General features: G+C 33.8%; 20 protein-coding genes. 15 read left to right on the top strand and 5 right to left on the bottom strand.

Going from position 1 to position 22,799, the window contains the following annotated elements; genetic code table 11:
* The first annotated feature begins 146 nt into the window (after positions 1 to 146).
* The 3 genes from AC3Y25_RS15545 (at position 147) to AC3Y25_RS15555 (ending at position 3,268) form a co-directional block, all read left to right on the top strand.
* Positions 147 to 1,436, top strand: a complete 1,290-nt coding sequence (locus AC3Y25_RS15545; protein WP_489903348.1) for a DUF4861 domain-containing protein — start codon at positions 147 to 149, stop codon at positions 1,434 to 1,436.
* A 25-nt stretch (positions 1,437 to 1,461) separates the two neighbouring features.
* Positions 1,462 to 2,784: a rhamnogalacturonidase gene (locus AC3Y25_RS15550; RefSeq protein ID WP_489903349.1), complete on the top strand. Its 1,323-nt coding sequence runs from the start codon at positions 1,462 to 1,464 to the stop codon at positions 2,782 to 2,784.
* Between the two features lie 307 nt (positions 2,785 to 3,091).
* Entirely contained in the window at positions 3,092 to 3,268 is a 177-nt protein-coding gene (locus AC3Y25_RS15555) for a histone H1 (protein ID WP_008467640.1), read from the top strand.
* Positions 3,269 to 3,504: 236 nt separating this feature from the next.
* On the opposite strand, the gene AC3Y25_RS15560 is transcribed toward AC3Y25_RS15555, so the two are convergent.
* Entirely contained in the window at positions 3,505 to 4,260 is a 756-nt protein-coding gene (locus tag AC3Y25_RS15560; RefSeq protein WP_489903350.1) for a response regulator transcription factor, read from the bottom strand.
* 222 nt (positions 4,261 to 4,482) lie between these two features.
* Here AC3Y25_RS15560 and AC3Y25_RS15565 point away from each other — a divergent pair, with 222 nt between their 5' ends.
* Positions 4,483 to 5,661 (top strand): serine hydrolase domain-containing protein, encoded by a 1,179-nt coding sequence (locus AC3Y25_RS15565; RefSeq protein ID WP_489903351.1) that lies wholly within the window; start codon positions 4,483 to 4,485, stop codon positions 5,659 to 5,661.
* 151 nt (positions 5,662 to 5,812) lie between these two features.
* On the opposite strand, the gene AC3Y25_RS15570 is transcribed toward AC3Y25_RS15565, so the two are convergent.
* Positions 5,813 to 6,853: a GntR family transcriptional regulator gene (locus AC3Y25_RS15570; RefSeq protein ID WP_250837173.1), complete on the bottom strand. Its 1,041-nt coding sequence runs from the start codon at positions 6,851 to 6,853 to the stop codon at positions 5,813 to 5,815.
* A gap of 388 nt (positions 6,854 to 7,241) precedes the next feature.
* On the opposite strand from AC3Y25_RS15570, the gene rhaT reads away from it, so the two are divergent.
* From rhaT to AC3Y25_RS15605, 7 genes are all read left to right on the top strand, one after another.
* The gene (rhaT, locus tag AC3Y25_RS15575) at positions 7,242 to 8,291 is read left to right on the top strand and encodes an L-rhamnose/proton symporter RhaT (RefSeq protein ID WP_250836435.1); all 1,050 of its coding nucleotides are present in this window, start codon (positions 7,242 to 7,244) and stop codon (positions 8,289 to 8,291) included.
* 26 nt (positions 8,292 to 8,317) lie between these two features.
* The gene (locus AC3Y25_RS15580) at positions 8,318 to 10,462 is read left to right on the top strand and encodes a bifunctional aldolase/short-chain dehydrogenase (protein ID WP_489903352.1); all 2,145 of its coding nucleotides are present in this window, start codon (positions 8,318 to 8,320) and stop codon (positions 10,460 to 10,462) included.
* Positions 10,463 to 10,664: 202 nt separating this feature from the next.
* A complete protein-coding gene (locus AC3Y25_RS15585) occupies positions 10,665 to 11,939 on the top strand; it encodes a sugar isomerase (RefSeq protein WP_427874266.1) in 1,275 nt (424 codons plus the stop codon).
* 138 nt (positions 11,940 to 12,077) lie between these two features.
* Positions 12,078 to 13,439 carry an FGGY-family carbohydrate kinase gene (locus AC3Y25_RS15590; RefSeq protein ID WP_489903353.1) on the top strand — a complete coding sequence of 454 codons (1,362 nt, stop codon included), beginning with the start codon at positions 12,078 to 12,080 and terminating at the stop codon, positions 13,437 to 13,439.
* 96 nt (positions 13,440 to 13,535) lie between these two features.
* Positions 13,536 to 14,276: a (Fe-S)-binding protein gene (locus AC3Y25_RS15595; protein WP_489903354.1), complete on the top strand. Its 741-nt coding sequence runs from the start codon at positions 13,536 to 13,538 to the stop codon at positions 14,274 to 14,276.
* 179 nt (positions 14,277 to 14,455) lie between these two features.
* A complete protein-coding gene (locus AC3Y25_RS15600) occupies positions 14,456 to 15,856 on the top strand; it encodes a lactate utilization protein B (RefSeq protein ID WP_489903355.1) in 1,401 nt (466 codons plus the stop codon).
* Complete coding sequence (locus AC3Y25_RS15605; RefSeq protein ID WP_111289576.1) at positions 15,849 to 16,436, top strand: LutC/YkgG family protein; 588 nt, start codon at positions 15,849 to 15,851, stop codon at positions 16,434 to 16,436. The genes AC3Y25_RS15600 and AC3Y25_RS15605 overlap by 8 nt, the downstream gene beginning before the upstream one ends.
* Positions 16,437 to 16,505: 69 nt before the next feature.
* Here the strand turns inward: AC3Y25_RS15605 and AC3Y25_RS15610 are convergent, their stop codons facing one another.
* Positions 16,506 to 16,838, bottom strand: coding sequence for a YegP family protein (locus AC3Y25_RS15610; protein ID WP_489903356.1), 333 nt, complete (start codon positions 16,836 to 16,838; stop codon positions 16,506 to 16,508).
* Between the two features lie 145 nt (positions 16,839 to 16,983).
* Complete coding sequence (locus AC3Y25_RS15615) at positions 16,984 to 17,733, bottom strand: DUF1349 domain-containing protein (RefSeq protein ID WP_489903357.1); 750 nt, start codon at positions 17,731 to 17,733, stop codon at positions 16,984 to 16,986.
* Positions 17,734 to 17,867: 134 nt separating this feature from the next.
* Between AC3Y25_RS15615 and AC3Y25_RS15620 the strand changes: the two genes are divergently transcribed.
* The 4 genes from AC3Y25_RS15620 (at position 17,868) to AC3Y25_RS15635 (ending at position 21,002) form a co-directional block, all read left to right on the top strand.
* On the top strand, positions 17,868 to 18,611 hold the full coding sequence (locus tag AC3Y25_RS15620) for a response regulator transcription factor (RefSeq protein ID WP_489903358.1): 744 nt from the start codon (positions 17,868 to 17,870) through the stop codon (positions 18,609 to 18,611).
* Between the two features lie 55 nt (positions 18,612 to 18,666).
* Positions 18,667 to 19,137 (top strand): copper resistance protein NlpE, encoded by a 471-nt coding sequence (locus AC3Y25_RS15625; RefSeq protein ID WP_489903359.1) that lies wholly within the window; start codon positions 18,667 to 18,669, stop codon positions 19,135 to 19,137.
* Between the two features lie 148 nt (positions 19,138 to 19,285).
* Entirely contained in the window at positions 19,286 to 20,410 is a 1,125-nt protein-coding gene (locus AC3Y25_RS15630; RefSeq protein ID WP_489903360.1) for an XdhC family protein, read from the top strand.
* Positions 20,385 to 21,002: a nucleotidyltransferase family protein gene (locus tag AC3Y25_RS15635; RefSeq protein WP_489903361.1), complete on the top strand. Its 618-nt coding sequence runs from the start codon at positions 20,385 to 20,387 to the stop codon at positions 21,000 to 21,002. Before AC3Y25_RS15630 ends, AC3Y25_RS15635 begins: the two co-directional genes overlap by 26 nt.
* 370 nt (positions 21,003 to 21,372) lie before the next feature.
* Here AC3Y25_RS15635 and AC3Y25_RS15640 read toward each other — a convergent pair whose 3' ends face one another.
* Positions 21,373 to 22,542 carry a cysteine desulfurase family protein gene (locus AC3Y25_RS15640; protein ID WP_489903362.1) on the bottom strand — a complete coding sequence of 390 codons (1,170 nt, stop codon included), beginning with the start codon at positions 22,540 to 22,542 and terminating at the stop codon, positions 21,373 to 21,375.
* Between the last annotated feature and the right edge of the window lie 257 nt (positions 22,543 to 22,799).

Below are 22,799 nucleotides of genomic sequence, written 5' to 3' on the forward strand. Positions count from 1 at the left end.
TTTAAATTGCAGGGTAATTGTTGTTCGTTATCCTGCTTTTTATTTTATTCTACTTTTTAGTTTTATTAAAAGTTTTTGATTTTTAAGTGTTATTATAACAATTAAAAATCTTAAATTGTTCTGAAAAAATAAAGAATAAAGAAAGTATGAAAAAAAGAGTTTTATTTTATCTTCCAATTACTTTAGTTACAGTATTATTAGCGAGTTGCAAAGTTTCTCAAAATGTATCAGAAAAAACAATTGTTTTAAAAAATAGTAGTTCTCTGGCGCTCTCGCAAAAAGCAATTTCTATTAAAAGAGAGAATATAGGAGAAAGCAATTTAAAAGGAGGTTTCCCTATTTTGCTTTCAAAAAAAGATACAATTCCAGCGCAGACAAACGATCTTAATGGCGATGGAAAATGGGATGAACTTTTCTTTACAACTGATTTTTCACCAAACGAAGAAAAAATCATTCAGTTAAAATGGTCTGATATAGATCCGAAGTTTACGATAAAAACCAGTGCACGTTTTGGAAAAAGAGAAGGAAAGGATCTTCCTGTTCATCCAGATACACAAGAGGTTTTAATGGCGAATCAGGTTCATAAAAAATTAGGTTATCAAAAATACCAGACAGATGGACCGACTTGGGAGAATGACAAAGTTGGTTTTAGACATTATCTAGACGGAAGAAATTCTAAAGATGTGTTTGGAAAAAAACTTCCGGGAATAACACCAGAAAACGTTGGGATAAATAGTAAAGGCGCGGTTGAAGATAATTATCACGTGATGTACGATTGGGGAAGAGATATTTTTCCAGTTGGGAATTCTGTTGGTTTAGGCGGTTATGCATTGCTGATTGATAATAAAATAAACCGACTTGGAATTTTAGGCAATGACACCATAAATAATGTAGAAAAGACGACTTTTAAAATTGTAGCAGAAGGACCGGTAAATTCTGTTTTAAGCTACCACTATCAAAACTGGAAAGCCTCTGAAAATCTTTATCAAGTACAGGAAATAACTTCTATTTGGCCAGGAATGTATGGTTATAAAAATACTGTTTCGATAGATGGCATTAAAGGTAAAGAAACATTTTTGGCTGCAATTTCTAATTTGAATAACAAAAATCCGCTACAGGTTATAGAAGCTGGAGATTGGATATGTCTAATTCAGCACGATTATTTGACTTATGAACGCCAATGGATTTTGGGAACAGCGATTTTAGTTCCTGCAAATATTTATCAAGGTTATATTGAAGCTCCTAAAACAGGACAGCTGACTGATTCGTATTTGGCAAAATTAAAAGTTGATAATAAAAAAGAGATCAGTTATTATGCGATTGCAGCTTGGGAATTGAGTGCCGATAAAGGTTTTAATGATTCTGCATTTTTTACTAATTATGTGACCAATTTGGCCAAACAGCTTTCTGCTAAAATAAAAGTCGAAATAAAGTAATTTGAAACGATAGGCTGTTGTACAAATGAGAGAGTTTTTTATTGTTTTAGCTTTTATAAGCGGATTGAATTTTTCTTTCTCGCAACAGGTAACTGATGTTTTTCCTGATGGCACCCCCATCAGCAGCTGGTTTAAAAATGATCAGAAATTGCAATTAAAGGATTTAGGAAAGCAATATCGTATAACAGATTTTGGAGCTAAAAAAGACAGCACAATAATCCAAACGAAAGCCATTCAGACAATAATTGATCTTGTATCGGCAAATGGTGGCGGTGTAATTGTAGTACCGAAAGGAGTATTTTTGAGTGGCGCTTTATTCTTTAAACCTAAAACAGCTTTATATTTAGCTAAAGGAGCAGTTTTAAAAGGTTCAGATCATATTATTGATTATCCAATTATGGCTTCAAGAATGGAAGGACAAAATCTGGATTATTTTCCTGCATTGGTGAATGCTTATGGGGTAGATCATTTTTCTATTTCGGGAGAAGGAACAATAAACGGAAATGGAAAAAAGTTTTGGGAAGCTTTCTGGAAAAAACGTGGTGAGAATCCTGATTGCACGAATCTTGAAGTCTCTAGGCCAAGATTAATTTTTGTATGGAATTCAAAAAATGTTCAGTTTCAGGATGTAAAATTGATTAATTCAGGATTTTGGACGAATCACTTTTATAAATGTAATAATGTAAAACTGCTGAATCTTTACATCTTTTCGCCACATATCGAAATTAAAGCGCCAAGTACCGATGCCATTGATCTTGATGTCTGCGAAAATGTTTTGATAAAAAACTGCTACATGTCCGTAAATGATGACGCAGTTGTTTTGAAAGGAGGAAAAGGCCCTTACGCAGATAAAGATCCAAATAACGGCCCTAATAAAAATATCATAATTGAGGATTGTACTTTTGGGTTTTGCCATTCGGCTTTAACCAATGGAAGTGAAGCGATTCACAATCGAAATATAATTTTTAGAAATAGCCAAATAAAAGGCGCTTCTAGAATGTTGTGGTTAAAAATGAGACCAGACACGCCACAGCGATACGAATATATTTTAGTCGAAAACATTCAAGGCGAAGCAGAAACTGGACTTGCCATTTTTGCGTGGCGACAGTTTTATGATTTGAAAAACCGTCAGGATATTCCTTTATCTTATGCCGATCAGATTACTTTAAAAAATATCAATCTTAAGTGCACTAATTTTTATGGTGTGGAAAAAGATCCCAATGTGAGATTGAGTAATTTTAGATTTGAAAATCTAAATATAGAGTCTGTAAAAACTAAGATGGATAAAAGCATTATAGACGGACTTGTTTTAAAGAATGTTTACCTAAATAAGACTCTTATTGAGTAAAATTTTCCTTTTTTGAGGAATTTTTCCACTCAAAAATTAACAAATAGAAGAGGTATGAGCCATCTTTTTGGATGAAACTAGTTTTAATTTAATACTTTCTGGAGAGTATTAAAACAGTTGTTATAAAAACACTTTTAAAGTAAGTGGTTGATTGCTAATATATTGTATTTGCTGGTTTTTAATAAAGAACAGAAGTCAATTTATTGTAAAGGAAATGAATGAAAAACTGCATTAAATTTAACAGCAAAATTGTTGTAACTATCACACAAACTTTTATTTTTGTGGCTTAATTTAACAATATATAAGCATGAAAGATTTATTAGTAAAAATCAACGCCGAAATTGAAACATTCAAAGCTGAAGCTGAATCTTTGACTGAAAAAGGAATTAAAGCTGCTGGACCAAGAGCACGTAAATCAACTTTAGAAATTGAAAAACTTTTAAAAGAGTTTAGAAAAGTTTCTATCGAAGAATCAAAAAAATAATACAACTAAAACCTCGTCAATTGACGAGGTTTTTTTTGTCGAAAAGTTGTTGAGAGTTAGGTGTTAGGGGGTAAGGGTTAAGAGTTAGGAATTAGGAATTAAGAATTAAGAATTAAGAATTAAGAATTAAGAATTTCTCTTAACTTCAAAACTTTGAACCTTTGTTCCTATGCAACTTTGCACCTAAAAAAAACTTAGAATCTTAGCATCTTAGAACCTTAGCATCTTAAAAAAAACTATATCCACTTTAGCTTCGTGGCAATGGAGCATGCTTCAGCGGTATTATTAACTTTCATTTTCTCCAAAATATTTTGCCGATGACGGCTTACAGTATTGATGCTAATAAATAGGAGCGTTGCAATCTCTTTACTTTGTTTTCCTGCTTGAAGCATTTTAAGAATTTCTTTTTCTCGTGCAGAAAGAAAGAATTCATTTTCCTTCACATTCTGTTTTACAATATTTCCAGTTGCAGTATTTATTATTGCACCTTCATAGTCAAGGGCTAGTGAAAAATCAAAATTATAAAAGCAAAGCGCCAATTCTACATCTTCGTACTGATTTGAAAAATAGAACATCTTGTGTAATAGAGATTTCCCTGCGGTTTCGTCATTCATTCTTAATTTACTGATTACACAAAAGTTTCTTCGTTCCTCAGTTGGAATCGTTTTTATGAACTGAAAAAAATGAAGTTCTAAAAGATATTTTTGCAGTACATCATCTGAGTTTAATTTGCCAAAAAGCTCTTCTTCCCAAATACTCTCAATTTCTTGCACTTGATCTTTTTTGAAAATTTCAAGTTCTTGAGCAATTTTGCCAGAATAGATGTAACTTTTATTGTTGTATAAATCGCTTAAAACGGCAATGCCATTTTCTAAATCAGCAAAATTCTGTGCCATTTCCTGACACGTTTTCAAAACCTTTTTATTATTTAAGTTTCCTGAGTTTTTTTGCTCCAAAAGCTGTTTGCTCAAATCATCTTTTATGTTTTTCATAAAAATGGTTATTTATAAGTATTGTCTTATGCTCTTCTGCCGAATATATTTGTATGATTATATGGATTGAAATATAATAAAAAATGGGGTTTAAAATAATTATAAAATTCTTAATCATTTTACTTGACTTATTATCAAGTTGTTTGAGATAAACGTATTGCTCAAAAGGCTCTGTGTGAAAGTTGAGTGAATTGATTAATTAATGCTTAATAAATCAAAATCATGAAAAATCTTCTTTTAATTATTTTTTTTATAAGTATAATTCCTGCTCAAGCACAAAATTCCACCATAAAAAGACTTGACGGAAGTACAATTTCAACCGATAGTTTGACCGCCACTATTGAAAACCTGATGAGCAAAGCCGATGTGAAAGGATTGGCTATAGCCGTGTTTAATGCCAAAAAACCTGTTTACATGAAGACTTTTGGCTTTAGTAATGTCGAAACCAAAAAGAAGTTAGAGCTGCAGACCAATCTTTATGGAGCTTCTTTGAGCAAAGCGGTTTTTGCTGTTTTGGTTATGAAACTAGCAGAAGAAGGAGTCATAACCTTAGACAAACCACTTCAGGATTATCTTCCGAAACCAATTTATGAATATGATTTTAAAGTATGGCACGAAGATTTTACAGAATTAAAATCATATCCAGAATATAAAAAAATAACTGCTAGAATGTGTCTCGATCATACTTCTGGCTTGCCGAACTGGCGTTGGTTTGAATCTGATGAAAAGCTCAAAGTTAAGTTTGAGCCAGGAACTAGATACAGTTATTCGGGTGAAGGGCTTACGTATCTTCAGGTCGTTTTGGAAAAAATTACTGGAAAAACCTTAGAAGAAATGGCTCAGCAAAGGATATTCAAACCTCTGGGAATGTCAAATTCAAGTTATAAATGGCAAGAAAAATTCGAAAAAGATTATGCTTTCGGATATGATAATGATGGAAAAATTCAAGAAAAAGACAAAGACAATGCACCCAGAGGAGCAGGAACGCTAGAAACTACAATAGAAGATTATAGCAAGTTTATAACGGCAATTTTGAATAAAAAAATATTGAATGCTAAATCATACAAAGAAATGTTTAGTCCACAGATTCGCATTCATTCTAAAAATCAGTTCGGACCAGGAGCATTAGAAGATGGAAACTGGAATGACAAAACAGAACTTTCATACGGTCTAGGCTGGGGATTAGTAAAAAGCCCGTATGGTTATGGCGCTTTTAAAGAAGGGCAAGGTTCAGGTTTCCAACACTACGGAATTGTTTTTCAAGATAAAGGAACTGCAATGGTCATCATGTCGAACAGTTATCCAACAGGAAAAATAATTAAGTATTTACTGGAAACAGGAATAAAAGACACCTATACACCATGGGAATGGGATCAATATATTCCATATGATAAAAAATGAGTTTCTAAGTTTCTAAGTTTCTGAGTTTCTAAGTTTCTGAGTTTCTAAGTTTCTAAGTTTCTGAGATGCTAAGCTTCTAAAGCGCTAAGAAAAAAAACTCAGTATCTTAGTATCTCAGTATCTCAGTATCTTAGAACCTTAGCATCTTAGATTAGATCGAATTTCTATCAATAAAATTAAAAGGTACTTTTACCTGACCTTTTTCTTTGTTCAAAATCATTCTCGCAGCGGTTTCTCCCATAACATTAAAATCGGTTGACATTACAGTAATGCCAAGTAAATCTTTTAAAGGGGTATCGTTGTATGAAATGACACCGATATCTTTTCCTAAAACAAACTCTTCATCGCGAATCTGTTTTACTAAATTTACCAGATCAGATTCTTCAATAGTGATAAATAAATCTCCTTTTTTCAGAATCATATCATCGTAAACTTCACTCAGAATTTCAAAATTGATTTCGTGTTCCACACAGAATTTTCTAAATCCGTGCAAAATTCTTCGCGGATAAGGATAAACCGCTTTGTCTGGATATACTAGAATTAAACGTTTGTATTTTGAGATTTTAGAAAGACCTTCTTTTAATGCATTATAAATGTCATTTTCAAAATCCTGGTAAATCTTAATGACATCGTTACCTGTTCCTAATTTTATATTATCTAAAACTACGAGTTTTTCTTGCGGGATTTTTTTAATGGCATTTACAACATCATCAGTAAAGCTCAAATGTTTTAATTCATCTGTTTTAAAGTGCGTTGTAATAACATAATAATCGTAAGCGCCTTCAAACTTATCTAAGATATTTAAGAATAAAGTCTCATCACAGTGATAAATCTGTAGATCAACATGTGCATTTGCGCCCAAAGTATCAATAAATGAGCTGTAGGTTTTCATTTTATACGAACTCAATTTATTGGTCAAAAACAAAATATTGACCTTAGATTCCAATTTTGTTCGAGTAATGTAATAGCCTTTCCCTCTAATGGAAGAAATGATTTTTCGCTCTTTTAAAATATTATAGGCTTTCTCAACAGTATCGCGAGACATATAGAATTCTTCGCTGAAACTATTTATAGAAGGAATTTTTTGATTGATTTTTAAATTTCCGTTGGCGATGTTCTGCAGAATAGAGTCAACAATTTGTTTGTATTTGGGAACTCGAGAGTCTTCGTCTATTTTAATAAGTTTAATCATGTTCATTGTGAGGAAATTTATCCCGCATTTCAGCGAAACTCATTTTAATTCTAAATATTTTTTAAAAAATCTCTTTTTTCAAAAAGAATCTAATTCACAGAATCATTTTTGTCATAAAAAAGAGAATTCGTCAAGGCTTGTAATCTTTTTTTTATGATTTCTAAATTTTGACCTTAATGTAGAATCAATAATTACGAAATCGATTGCTAAAATAGCCATTTTAAATTTATTTACCCAATAATTGTAGGCCGTTATTTCTAATAATCTTTAGTTTTAACAAAAAATATAAAATCTGTAAAGGATAGTACAGGACAGTTTTGTTTTTGACATTCTCTTATTTTACAAAACCAAATCACTATCTAACAAACCAAAAACTAAAATTTATTAAATGGAATCATTATTAGGAATCATTTTTCATTCTATCGGAGGATTTTCTTCAGGTAGTTTTTATATGCCTTTTAAAAAAGTAAAAGACTGGGCTTGGGAAAGCTATTGGCTTGTAGGAGGGTTTTTCTCTTGGCTGATCGTGCCGCCAATTGCAGCGTACTTAACGATTCCAAATTTTACAGAAATTATTGCAGCAGCTTCTCCATCAATAAAAACCTTCACTTTTACAATGGGTTTAATTTGGGGAATTGGCGGTTTAACTTATGGTTTGGGCGTTCGCTATTTAGGAATGTCTTTAGGAAATTCAATTACGTTAGGATTCTGCTCTGCATTTGGAGCTTTAGTTCCATCCATTTATTATGATATTGTTCCAACAGAGGGTAAGATTTCGTTTTCTCACATGCTTACGAATACTGGCGGTCAGATCGTTTTATTGGGTGTGGTGGTATATCTAATCGGAATTGCCATTTCTGGAAAAGCAGGAATGCTGAAAGAGAAGGATTTTGCAACAGGTCACGAAGATAAAGATAAAGATTTCAACTTAGTAAAAGGTTTGATTGTAGCCGTGATTTCAGGAATTTTAAGTTCCTTCTTTAATTACGGAATCGAAGCTGGAAAATCTATGGCAGAACATGCTGTAGTAAATGGTGCAAATCCGTTATTTCAAAACAACGTGACTTATGTGGTTTTGCTTTGGGGAGGATTAACGTCCAATTTTATCTGGTGTCTATATTTGAATTTTAAAAACAAATCAATTAAAAATTACACCGACAAATCGACTCCAATTACTAAAAATGTCTTGTTTTCTGCTCTTGCTGGAACCATGTGGTTTTTACAGTTTTTCTTTTACGGAATGGGAGAAAGCAAACTTGGAAATGGTGCAAGTTCATGGATTCTGCATATGGCAACCATCATTTTAACAGCAAACTTTTGGGGATTTTATTTGAAAGAATGGAAAGGAGTTTCTAAAAAAACTCTAAGAACTTTTTTCTGGGGAATCGGACTTATTATGCTTGCAATCGTTTTGGTAGGAATTGGTAACTCATTATAAATACAAGAAATAATTTAAAATACTATATGTCGAATACAAACACAATTAATAATATGAATTTTAAGCATGTAAGCTACCTTTGGGATGAAGCTAAGGCAGCCGCATTAGCAGGTGATGAAGTAGCGCTTTTTATTTATCGTTCTAACTTGTTAGGGGCTGATTTAAGATTGACCAATTATGGAGGTGGAAACACTTCTGTGAAAATTACAGACAAAGATCCTCTTACGGGAGAATCTTCTGAAGTAATGTGGATTAAAGGTTCTGGTGGAGATATCGGAACGTTGACAAAATCAGGTTGTGCGGCTTTGTATTTAGACAGACTTCGTAATCTTGAAAATGTTTACAGAGGAATTGAATTCGAAGACGAAATGGTAGAATTATTCAACCACTGTATTTTCGATTTAGCGTCAAAAGCGCCTTCTATTGATACACCTTTACATGGTTTTCTTCCGTTCAAACATATCGATCACTTACATCCAGATGCGGCAATTGCTATTGCTGCTGCTAAAGATGGAAAGAAAATCACAGAAGAATTATTTAACGGAGAAATTGGTTGGGTAGGCTGGCAGCGTCCAGGATTTGATCTTGGTCTTCAGTTGAGAGCTTGTTTGGAAGAAGCAGAAAAAAACGGTAAAAAACTACGCGGAATCATGTTAGGTTCTCATGGTTTATTTACTTGGGGAGATACTGCGTTTGATAGTTATATTAATACGCTGGAAGTAATCGAGAAATGTGCTTCTTACTTAGAAGATAATTACGGAAAGAAACGTCCAGTTTTTGGAGGTAAAAAAATCGACAGTCTTCCAGAAGCAGACCGTAAATTAAAAGCAGCAAAAGTAGCGCCAATCTTAAGAGGTTTCTGTTCGTCAGAGCGTCAGATGATTGGTCATTATACAGACGATGCAAGAGTTTTAGAATTCATTAATTCTAATGATCTTTCAAAATTAGCTCCATTAGGAACTTCTTGTCCAGATCACTTTTTGAGAACTAAAATCAGTCCATTGGTTTTAGAATTGGATCCAAACGAAGATTTGTCTGATGTTGCAGCTGTTAAAGCAAAATTAACTCCTGCTTTTGAGGCTTACCGTGCCATGTACAAAGACTATTACAATGCCTGTAAAAAATCAAACTCGCCAGCAATGCGTGACCCAAATCCAGTTGTGATTTTATATCCAGGAGTTGGAATGTTCACTTTTGCTAAAGATAAAACAATGGCGCGTTTGGCATCTGAATATTATATCAATGCAGTAAACGTAATGAAAGGCGCTGAAGCAGTTTCAGAATATACTTCTTTACCGCACCAAGAAGCTTTTGATATTGAATATTGGTTGCTAGAAGAAGCAAAATTACAGCGTATGCCAAAACCAAAAGCATTGTCTGGAAGAGTAGCTTTAATTACTGGTTCTGCGGGCGGAATTGGTAAAGCTATCGCTAAAAAATTCGCTCAAGAAGGTGCTTGTGTCGTAATTAATGATATTAATGAAGAGCGTTTGCAAGGTGCATCTGCTGAGTTTATTAAAGCTTTTGGTAAAGATGCCGTTTCTAGCACTTTATTGAATGTTACAGACGAAGTAAGCACAGAAAAAGCATTAGACGAAGCTTCTTTAGCTTTTGGAGGCGTTGACATTGTAGTGAATAATGCTGGAATCAGTATTTCTAAATCTATTGCAGAACATACTCTTGAAGAGTGGGATAGATTATATGATATCTTGGTAAAAGGACAATTTATTGTTTCTAAAGCAGGAATCGAAGTAATGCGCAAACAAGGTTTTGGAGGAGATATTGTAAATATCGTTTCTAAAAACGCTGTAGTTGCTGGTCCGAATAATCCTGGTTATGGTTCGGCAAAAGCAGCGCAAGCACACTTAACACGTTTAATGGCTGCAGAACTTGGAGCTGACAAAATTCGTGTCAATACAGTAAATCCTGACGCTGTAATTTCAGACTCTAATATTTGGTCTGGCGGATGGGCAGAAGGTCGTGCAAAAGCATACGGAGTTACAGTTGAAGAACTTCCGGCTTACTATGCAAAACGTACGTTATTAAATGAAATCATATTGCCAGATGATATTGCTAACGCTTGTTATGCTTTTGTTGGAGGTTTACTTGGTAAATCTACAGGAAACGCATTAAACGTAGACGGTGGCGTAGCCATGGGCTTTTATAGATAAAGATTGTTTAGGTTTTTTATATAAGTTTGTTTAAGCAAAAGTGGTTTTTTGTGGTCTAGCGTTCGATTCTTTCGAACGTTAGATTTTTTTAGCATATAACAATTCGCTTTAACAAAGAAAACTTAACAAAAAAGTGAAGTAAAACAGGAGTTCACAGCTTATAAAGTTATATCTTGTAAACTCTATTAAAATATCAATAACTATGTTAATCGGATCAAACCACATCGAATCTCATAACGAAGATTTAATCAAAAAACACCAGAATAAATTAGTTTTTACAGCCTCAGAAATTAATGGTACAGAGGCAATTATTCAAAAATTAATCGATTTTCAAATTGCAATTCCATCTTGGGCTTTAGGAACAGGAGGAACAAGATTTGGACGTTTCGCTGGAGGAGGAGAACCTCGTTCTTTAGAAGAAAAAATTGAAGATGTTGGTTTGCTTCACAAATTAAACAATGCTTCAGGAGCCATTTCACTTCATATTCCGTGGGATATCCCGACTGATTATAAAGCAATCAGAACACTTGCCAATCAGCACGGGTTAAAATTCGATGCTATGAACTCGAATACTTTTCAAGATCAAGCAAGCTCTGAGCACACTTACAAATACGGTTCTTTACAAAATGTAAACAAAGCGGTTCGCAAACAAGCAATTGCTCATAATATTGAAGTTATTAAACACGGAATCGAATTAGGTTCTGAGTCTTTAACCATTTGGTTAGCTGACGGTTCTAACTTTCCAGGACAGTTGAACTTCAGAAAAGCATATCAAAATACTTTAGAAAGTTTAGAGGAAATCTACGATGCATTGCCTTCAAACTGGAAATTATTTTTAGAATACAAATGTGCTGAGCCTAACTTTTATTCTACGACTGTAGCAGATTGGGGGCAGTCTTATTCGTATGTTAAAAAGTTAGGCGACAAAGCGCAGACTTTAGTCGATTTAGGGCACCATCTTCCAAACGCTAATATTGAGCAGATTGTTTCTTTATTATTGATGGAAAACAAATTAGGAGGTTTCCACTTTAATGATTCAAAATACGGTGATGATGATTTAACAGCTGGAGCTTTAAAACCATATCAATTATTCTTGATTTTCAATGAATTGGTTGAGGGAATGGATGCCAGAGGAATGAATCACGCCAAAGATTTAGGTTGGATGATTGACGCTTCTCATAACATCAAAGATCCATTAGAAGATTTACTGCAGTCTGTTGAGGCAATTATGATTGCTTACGCACAAGCACTTTCTGTAGATAGAAAAGCATTGGAACAAGCGCAAGAAGAAAATGATGTGGTCAAAGCACAAGAAATTCTTCAAAATGCTTTCCGTACAGATGTTCGCGCATTAGTTGCCGAAGCGCGTCTTCGTTCTGGAGCGGCTTTAAATCCTGTAGCATTATACCGTTCGATTCAAGTAAGACAAAATCTTATTGAAGAAAGAGGTTTAAAAACAATGGCCACTGGGTTGTAGTTATAAGTTATGAATTATGAGTTATAAGTCGAGTCTTTTTGTGTTTTGTACTAAAAACATAAAAAGACTTAGCTTAAACATAAAAAATCATAATTCAAGAACTCATAACTTATAACTCATAACTCATAATTAGAATAAATGAATGTAGTTGCGATTTTTGATATTGGTAAAACAAACAAAAAGGTTTTTTTATTTAACGAAAATTATAAAATTGTCTGGGAGAAATCGGTTAATCTGGAAGAAACTACAGACGAAGACGGATTTCCGTGTGAAGATATCGAAGTACTTAAAAATTGGATTTTAGATCGATTATCTGAAATAAAAGAGCTTAAAGATTATGTTTTAAAAGCCATCAATTTTAGCACTTACGGAGCAAGTTTTGTTTATATAGACGAAAACGGAAAAGTTTTAACTCCTCTGTATAATTATTTAAAAGATTATCCAGAAGAATTAAAATCTCATTTCTATGAAAAATACAAAGGAGAAAAAAAGTTTGCTGTAAAAACAGCTTCTCCTGTTTTGGGCAGTTTAAATTCGGGAATGCAGATTTACCGATTGAAAGAAGAAAAACCCGAAATTTTTGAAAAAGTAAAATACTGCTTGCACTTGCCGCAGTTTTTAAGTTTTCTTTTAACGAATGAAGCCTACGCTGATATTACCAGTATTGGCTGTCACACCAATTTGTGGAATTTCAAAAAAATGAAATATCATAAATGGTTGAAAGAAGAAGGTATTTCAGATAAAATACCACCAATTCATTTTGGAAAAGATGTCATTATGACTCGCGATAATCTGGCAATTGGAGTTGGTCTTCACGATAGTTCATCGGCCATTATTCCGTATACAATCAATTTTACAGAACCTTTTGTATTGTTGTCTACAGGAACTTGGAGTATTTCTTTGAATCCTTTCAATAATAAACCTTTGACTTTTGACGAATCGCAAAACGATTGTCTGTGTTATATGCAGTACACAGAGAAACCTGTAAAAGCGGCTCGTTTATTTGCAGGAAACGAACACGAAGTGCAAACCAAGCGTTTGGCGCAGCATTTTAATGTTCCAGTTGATACTTACAAAGAAGTTTATTTTGACAAGAAAATCGTAGCCAATTTAAGAGCGCTTAATTATCAAATTTTTTATCCAAAAAAATACAATTTTGATATCTTGAAAGAATGCCCTTTTCAAAAAAGAGATCTTTCACATTATAAAAATTACGAAACAGCCTATCACCAATTAGTGCTGGATTTGGTAGAACAGCAGGTTTTTTCTACCAATTTGGTCATTCATAACAGTCCTGTAAAAAAGATTTTTGTAGATGGCGGTTTCAGTAAAAATTCCATTTATATGAATTTATTGGCAGAAGCTTTTCCAGATATTGAAGTCTATGCTGCTTCGATGGCGCAGGCGAGTGCTTTGGGTGCAGCTTTGGCTATTCACGATAATTGGAATCCGAAACCAATTCAGAACGATTTAATTGACTTGAAATTCTATAAACATTAGGTAAAAACGATCTGTATGTTGTAAATTTGCTGAGAAACGTATTTTTTACATTTTTACAGTACACGCCAAAATGAACAACACACTAAATACTACAACATGAAAATTGGACTTTTTATACCTTGTTATGTCGACCAATTTTATCCTAAAGTAGGAATCGCAACCTACGAATTACTACAAAAATTAGGTTGTGACGTCGAATTTCCGATGGGGCAAACTTGCTGCGGACAGCCAATGGCTAATAGCGGTTATGCGCATTTAACGAAAGGATGCGACGCCAATTTTATTGCCAATTTTTCTGGATTTGATTACATAGTTTGTCCTTCTGGAAGTTGTGTTTTGCATGTAAAAGACCATTTGCATGACGAAAAAAAAGAAGAGAAGGCAACAGCAATTCGAAATACAGTTTACGAACTTACGGAGTTTATAACCGACGTTTTAAAAATTGACCACATTGACGGTAGATTTCCTTTTAAAGTGGGAATGCACGTAAGCTGTCACGGTCAGCGCGGATTAAAGCTTTCGCAAATGTCTGAATTAAACGCACCATTTTTCTCTAAGCCTGAACAATTATTACACAATATTGAAGGGCTTGATTTGGTGGCTTTAACGAGAAAAGATGAATGCTGTGGTTTTGGAGGAACGTTCTGCGTTACCGAAGAAGCAGTTTCTGTAAAAATGGGGCAAGATCGTATTAAAGATCACGAAAGTCATGATGTGGATTATATTACGGGTGGAGATATGTCTTGCTTAATGCATTTGGACGGAATTCTAAAAAGACAAAAAAGCAGAATCAAAACCATTCACATTGCTGAAATATTAAATTCACTCGAAAACTAATTTTTTTTCTACCATTAAGATATTAAGTAAATTAAGTTTAGTGTTAAATATTTATTGGTAAAAAAATAAGAGATTTAAGTAAGCTTAATTTTCTTTTCACCGTTAAGAAATTAAGTTCATAAAGTTTAGCTTAATTTACTTAATGCCTTAATGGTAAAACAACTTTTAACCGACAAAAGATGTCATCAGAAAAAATAATACCGCACAGCGAATCCGCAGCAAAATTTAATAAAGACGTAGAGCGTGTCAATTGGCATGATGAAACGCTATGGTTTGTGCGTGCTAAAAGAGATAAATCAGCACATCAAATTGAGGATTGGGAACTGTTACGTGAAACCGCTTCTCAAATTAAATTTAATGTGCTTTCTAATATTCATGATTATTTAGTTGAATTTGAAGCGAATGCGCAACGAAACGGAATAATTGTACATTGGGCAGCTGATGCCAAAGAGCACAACGAAATTGTGCATTCTATCATGGCTAAACACGATGTAAAGCAAATGGTGAAATCCAAATCGATGCTTACAGAAGAATGCCATTTAAATGATTATTTAGCCGAAAAAGGAATTGAAGTTATTGATTCTGATTTAGGTGAATATATCGTGCAGCTTCGTAAAGAACCACCGAGTCATATTGTACTTCCGGCGATTCACTTAAAAAAGGAAGATGTAAGCGAAACTTTCCACGAACATTTAGGTACAGAGAAAGGAAATTTCAATCCGCAATATTTGACAGAATCTGCTCGCCATAGTTTAAGAAATACTTTCTTGACTAGAAAAGTAGCTTTAACAGGAGTCAATTTTGCGGTTGCGGAAACAGGGGAATTTGTGGTTTGTACCAATGAAGGAAATGCCGATATGGGCGCGCACTTAGCAGACGTTCATATCGCTTGTATGGGATTCGAAAAACTGATTCCGAAAAGAGAACATTTAGGTGTTTTCTTAAGATTATTGGCAAGAAGCGCAACTGGACAGCCTATTACCACTTTTTCAAGTCATTTTAAGAAACCAAGAGACGGAAAAGAAATGCATATCGTAATTGTAGACAACGGAAGAAGCACACAATTAGGAAGAGAAGATTTTAGAAATTCATTGAAATGTATTCGCTGTGGCGCTTGTATGAACACTTGTCCAGTTTACAGACGAAGCGGGGGACATAGTTACCATAATGCGGTTGCAGGACCAATTGGTTCTATTTTGGCCCCAAATTTAGATATGAGCAAAAATGCCGATTTGCCTTTTGCAAGTACGCTTTGCGGTTCTTGTACCAACGTTTGTCCGGTGAAAATTGATATTCACGATCAATTATACAAATGGCGTCAGGTTTTGGTAAAAGAAGGGCATACGCCAACTGCCAAAACGGTTGCGATGAAAACGATGGCGACGGTATTGGCGAATCCAACAGTTTTTAATATTGCTGGAAAATCGGGAAGATTTGTAATGAAGAACGTTCCAGGAATGGTCAATAATAAAATGAATAAATGGTACGATCAGCGCGAAATGCCAGATGTTCCAGAAGAATCTTTTAGAGAATGGTACAAGAAAAATTCGAAAGAATCTAAAAATAAAAAGAATGAGTAGTAAAGGCGAAATTTTAAAAAGAATAAAACTGAATCAGCCGAATGAGGTTGCAGAACTGCCTGATCTAAATCTTTTAGGTTCTGAACAATTTGATGTATTAGAAACCTACAAAACAGTTTTAAAAGGAATTGGAGGCGATCCTGTGGAAGTTGCTGATTATAATGAAATTATCAATTACATTAAATCCAATTATAATCTGGAGAAACGATTAATTACAACACTTCCAGAACTTTCTGAAATTGCTTCTTTAGATTGGAAAACAGTAGATCCGCATTCGCTTCAAGATGTTGAATTAACGGTTGTAAAAGCACATTTTGGAGTGGCAGAAAACAGCGGACTTTGGGTTACAGATGATATTTTAGGACAGCGTGTTGCACCTTTTATCGCGCAGTATTTAGCGATTATCGTTCATAAAAAAGATCTTGTGCCAACGATGCAGCAAGCGTATCAGAGAATTGGAAACATGGAATATGGTTTTGGAACTTTCATCGCAGGTCCGTCAAAAACAGCCGATATTGAGCAATCTTTGGTTCTTGGTGCACATGGAGCAAGAGGGTTGATTGTGTTTTTATTGGATTAATAAACCACATATTTATAAAGAAAAAGCGAGGAATGTTCCTCGCTTTTTTATTTCTAAAACAGTTTTTAATTAAGCTGTCTGATCATCAATTGTTGCATCTGGAGCATTTTTCTTTACAGATTCGATTCCATTTTCTCTTGCAGATACGCTTTCGTACATTTCACTAGAGCCAATAATCTGACCATTTCCAGCTTTTAGATTAAAATAAGGTTTTCCGCTTTTAGATTCTAATCTATCATAACGATCATCGTCTGGGGCATTTTTTTTAACAGATTCAATACCATTGTTGCAGGCCGCTTTTGTAGTATAGCCTTCACTTGTTAAAATAGTTTGGCCATTACCAGCTTTTAGATTGAACTGGAACTCTCCATTAGATCTAGTAGTGATTACAAATTTTCCCATGTAGTTTATTATTAAAGTTAGGTAATATTTATTTTGCTATAGATAAAAATACAAAACTTAGTAATATAAATCATACGTCAATTTGAAAAAATAATTATGTTAACAATAACAATTTGTTTTTGTTCAATAACTTAAAAGATCAAGATTAGATTCCTAAGCGAAAATCAGAAACACTTTTTTCTTCCAGATTAATTTCTTCAAAAATACTTTGTGTTCCTTTGTCTACTGGGCATTGTGTGCTAATTCCCATCCAGATTTTTTTAGGGTAATTGTTTTTGTATAAACGAACCATTTGCCAATTCTTTTTATCTAACGAATAATAACTGGCGACTGTTTTTGTGTCAGAAGAAATTTTCATGTAAACAAAAGGCTGTTTTACAATATCGTGATTGTTATCATCAGAAGTACCCATTGTACGAACTGTTACAACTCGATGATTTCCTCTTTCATCTTGTTCGAAACAAAATTTTTGATAAAAACTATCATTCACATAAATATATAAAACTCCTGCGTTGTATAATCCTTTTTCTGTAAACTCAGGCGTAACTTTCGCGGTAAGCGTAAAAGGCTTTGTATTGTCTACTTCAGATAAAAGCATCGGCGCTGTTGTATTCGATAATTTTCCGTCTGGATCAGAAAAATAATCAGATTTCTCGCCAGCTTTAAAAATGACTTTTTCGTGAGCTTCGGTTTTTATTAACGTATCAGCACCGTTCACTGCTTTTGTAAAATGTATAGAAGATAATTTAATATTGCAAGGAGAACCATTTACAAATGCAGAATCGGTTTTGGTTTCTTCTTTCATGGCTGTTTTTGCAGTTTCGTTTTTAGTATTGCAGCTCGTTAAAGCAGAAAGACCAAGGAGGATAATGGCATTGTAAAAAAATGTTTTCATAGATTATTTTTTTGGGATAGAAAGTGATATTTTTAGTTTTCCAAAAATAGAATGGCTTCAATAAAGAGGCAATACCTAAAATTAACCAATTATACTTTCCAATGCCTCAAAATTCTTCAATAGAAAACCAATTAATGACTACGTTTTTAGAACAAAAATTTGAAATTGGAGAATCAAATGATATCGAAATGTACAAACAATTTGTTATCAATTATGTCAAAATAGAACAATGTGTAGCCGTTTTATCCGATTATCAATCCGACAAAAGTTATATTTATGCTGGAAGTTTCGGTTCTATTTTCGGACTTCCAGATGAAAATGCTGTAATTGATTCTGCTTTTGAAGAATGTATTTTTACTAAAATCAATTCAGTCGATTTGGTTGAACGTCACGTTTTAGAACTCAATTTTTATCAGTTTTTAAAAGAAATTCCAAAAGAAGAATATAGTAATTACAGTACCTTCAGTCGTCTGAGAATGAAAGATTCTAACGGTAAAATCACGCACATAAATCACCGTACGATTTATTTGAACACATTTAATAACGGAAGTATTTCTCTTGCCTTATGTTTATATCTGCCATCAACAGATTTGCAGCCTCGAACTGGAATTGACGGGAAAATTTTTAATATTCAAACGGGCGATGTAATCGAACCAGAAAAGTATAAAAACAATACAGAAAATATACTTTCAAAAAGAGAAATAGAGGTTTTGACCAGTGTAGCAAAAGGAAATAAAAGTGAACAAATTGCAACAGAAATGCATATTTCGGTTTACACTGTAAGACGCCACAGACAAAATATTATTGAAAAACTAAAAGTAACCAATACTGCAGAGGCCGTACAGACTGCTATTATTATGGGAGTGATATCGCTGTAGATTAAATTTATTGTTCAGGTAAGAATATTCCTTATATTTGAAGAAAAAAAATATTATGAGAAAAATAATTATTCTTGCTTTTGCATCGGCTCTTATAGCGTCTTGTAATTCTAAAAATAGTAAAGATGAAAATAATGCTGTTTTGACAGATACTATTGCTAGTAATGAAAAAAACGAACCAGATGATACTATTTCTGTTTATGAAGGAACGCTGCCATGTGCAGATTGTGAAGGAATAGAAACGGTTCTAAAAATTGATATTGCAGACAATACATTTCAATTATCTAGTACATACAAAGGGAAACAGCCTGAAAAAAACTTTAAAGAAAAAGGTAATATCAATACCGAAAGAGGTTTAGAGAAAGATCTTGATGGAACAATCTATATCTTAAACTGGGATAAACCAGAAAAAGATCAGATTTATTACGGTTATTACAGTAAAAATCCCGAAAAACTATATCTGTTAGACAGAAACAAAAAAATAATAAAGTCTAATCTGAATTATTTTTTAGAATTAAATGAATAAAATAACATAGGCAGTTTAAAAAGGACTTTTCAAAAAGAATATTACAAACTTAAATGACTTTGCAGTGTTTAAGTTTGTAATATTTTTTTACTTTTAGGCAAATAAACAATGTCATCAATATTAAGTTTCTATTGATGAAGAAGTATCTATGAAAGAAATCAACGAAATTCTTAAAGCCTATTCGCAAGCAAAATCCGAAGGAAAAAAAACAGCTCTAGCAACGGTCGTTAAAGTTGAAGGTTCGTCATACCGACAGCCTGGCGCTCGCATGCTGGTTACAGAAGATGGAGAATTGACCGGTGCAATAAGTGGTGGTTGTTTGGAAGGCGACGCGTTACGAAAAGCACTTCTTTCAATCCATCAAAAACAAAATAAATTAGTTACTTACAATACGAATAACGAAGATGATGCAGAAGTGGGTTTACAGCTCGGATGCAACGGAATCGTTCATATTCTTTTTGAATATATTGGCGAAGAAGTTTCAAACAACCCAATTCAGATTTTGCAGCAATTGGAATTAGAAAGAAAAGAAGCTGTAATTGTAACCGTTTTTTCTTTGAAAAGAAATGCTTTTCAGATTGGAACAACTTTGTTTTTTAGAAAAGACAGTCCTGTTTTAAATCATAATAACGAAGTTTTAAATGTAATTTCGGATGTAAAAGAAGTGCTGAAAACTAAAACTTCTGTAGTGAAAAAACTTCAGGAAGAAAACGACAACGAAGCTTTAATCGAATACATAAAACCTTCTATTTCGCTTGTAATTGCTGGCGCAGGAAACGACATTCAGCCTTTAGTAAAAATGGCTTCAATTTTAGGCTGGAAAATTACTATTGGAGAAGGACGCGCAACGCATGCAACTAAAAAACGGTTTCCTAAAGCCGATCAAATTTCGGTGGTAAATCCAGAACAATTTTTAGAGAATATTGTTATTGACAATCAGACCTATTTTGCTTTAATGACGCACAATTACAAATACGATTTAGCTGTTTTAAAAGTGTTGCTAAAAACCGATTTCCATTATATCGGAATTTTGGGTCCGAAGTCAAAATTCAACCGAATGCTGGACGATCTTTCTATCGAAGGAATAACAGTAAACGAAGAGCAGATGAAAAGTATTCATACTCCAATTGGGCTCGATATTGGCGCAGAAACATCAGAAGAAATCGCTTTGTCGATTGTTTCCGAAATAAAAGCGATAGCTTCAGTAAGAATAGGAACGTCGCTGAAATATAAAGAAGGCAAAATACATGATGAAATTCATTATGGAGAATAGATTTCAAAATAAAACAGGCATTATTATTTTGGCGGCGGGGAATTCTTCCAGATTAGGCAGACCGAAACAATTGCTGGAATATAAAGAATCCACTTTGCTGAAAAACACCGTTTCAGAAGCTTTGAAGGTTGAAAATTCATTTGTAATAGTCGTGACAGGTTCAAACCATGATTTAATCGAAAAAGAGCTTAATTTAACTGATATAACATTTGCATTTAATTCGGAATGGGAAAACGGAATGTCTTCTTCAATTGTAAAAGGAATTAAGGAATTATTGCTTTTAAATCCAGATTGCGAACAATGCATTTTAGCAGTTTGCGACCAGCCTTTTGTAACGGTTTCTGTCTTTGAAAATTTAATTTTTGAGTCTAATAAAACCAAAAAAGGAATCGCAGCCTCAGCTTATTCTGAAACTTTAGGAACGCCAGTTTTATTTCATAAAAAATACTTTCAAGAACTTCTAGAGCTAAAAGGTCAAGAGGGTGCCAAAAAGCTCATTAAAAAATATACAGAAGATGTAGTTTCAGTTCTTTTCGAAAAAGGGAATATTGATATTGATACCGAGGAAGATTACTCTAAGTTGATTTCTTGATTTTGCCACAAAGGCACTAAGACTCTAAGTTTTTTATTTTTTGTAATCTCGAAAAGTCGCAGAGAAGCGAAGGGCAAAGGGACAAAGTTGCAGAGTGACAAAGTTTTTTTACACGGCTTTTCTAGATGCAGTTTGTCATCCTGACGAAGGAAGGATCACACGCGGGAGTTGACAAAGATTGAGGATTTACTTTATGGAGTTTCTAGTGTGATCCTTCCTTCGTCAGGATGACAAAAATTAACTTTGCGTCTCTGCGACTTTGCGAGATTAAAACATACAAAAAGAAAAAAAACTTAGAGTCTTAGCGCCTTAGTGGCAAACTAACAGGAAGCAATTTATAAAAACTTTGCGTCTCCGCGACTTTGCGAGATTAAAAGTATAAAAAAAGAAAAAAACTTAGCGCCTTCGTGGCAAACTGCCTAGCGAGACTCAAAAAACGCTCAACAGCAATATCAATTTCCTCAGAAGTAGTAAATCTTCCCAAACTAAAACGAATCGAACTAAAAGCCTCTTCATCAGACAAGCCCATTGCTTTTAAAACGTGAGAAGGCTTAGAAGTAACCGCAGAGCAAGAAGCGCCATTAGAAACAGAAATATTTCCCAAAGCCAGAATCAGCTGTTCTGAATTCACGTCTGGGAAACAAATATTAGAAGTATTGTAAATTCTGTTTTCTATATTTCCATTTACAAAAGAACCTTCAAATTGTAACAAACCTTTTTCAAGTTTGTCTCGTAATAGAGAAATTCTATTTTGATCTTTTTCTAATTCATTTACAGCAATTTCCGATGCTTTTCCTAAACCTATAATTCCGGGAACATTTATCGTTCCGCTTCGTAATTTTCTTTGTTGTCCGCCTCCGAGAATTTGAGGAGACAATTTTATTTTGGCTTTCGCCGAAATATATAAAGCACCAATTCCTTTCGGACCGTAAAATTTATGTGCAGATAAAGTCAAAAGATCAATTCCGAGTTTTTTTACATCAACAGGAATTTTTCCAACCGCCTGTGTCGCATCACACATAAAAAGTACATTTTTGGCTTTCAATATTTTAGAAATCGCACTAATGTTTTGTATGACACCAGTTTCATTATTAGAAAACATTCCAATGAAAACCAATGTTTTATCTGTAATTATTTCTTCTAAAAGTTGAAGACTTATAAGTCCATAGGAATCAGTAGGAAGATAAGTTACTTCAAAACCAATGCTTTCCATAAAGTGACAGGTTTCCAGAACCGCTTTATGTTCGGTCTGAATGGTAACGATATGTTTTCGGTTTTGATCGGCTAAACCTTTAATTGCGAGATTAATTGCCTCAGTCGCACCCGAAGTAAATATGATTTCTTCTGCATCGGCATTTATTAAATCTGCCGTTTGCCATGCAGCGTTTTCAATAGCTTCTTTTACCGTCAATCCCGCTAAATGTGCTCCTGTTGAATTTGCATACAAATCGGTAAAATACGGAAGGATTGCATTCACAACACGCTCATCAACACGGGTCGTGGCATTATTATCAAGATAAATGATTTCTTGTTGTGGCATAATTTGGGCTTAGTTCAGTAAAAATACAATTTCAGAATTAATCTACGTGAAAAAATTAACCGCAAAGGCGCAAAGGGTTTTCGCAAAGAACGTAAAATTTTAATGTGTATAATTTTTGTTTCTCGCAGATTTTGCAGATCTAAACAGATTTTTTATTTATTTCTATCATAAAGAATCTGTGTAAATCTTTTCATCGTATTCAAAATCTGCATTATCTGCCAAATCTGCGAGAGAAAAATAACTTAGCGAACTTTGCG

The organism is Flavobacterium sp. LK-23 (assembly GCF_058135255.1).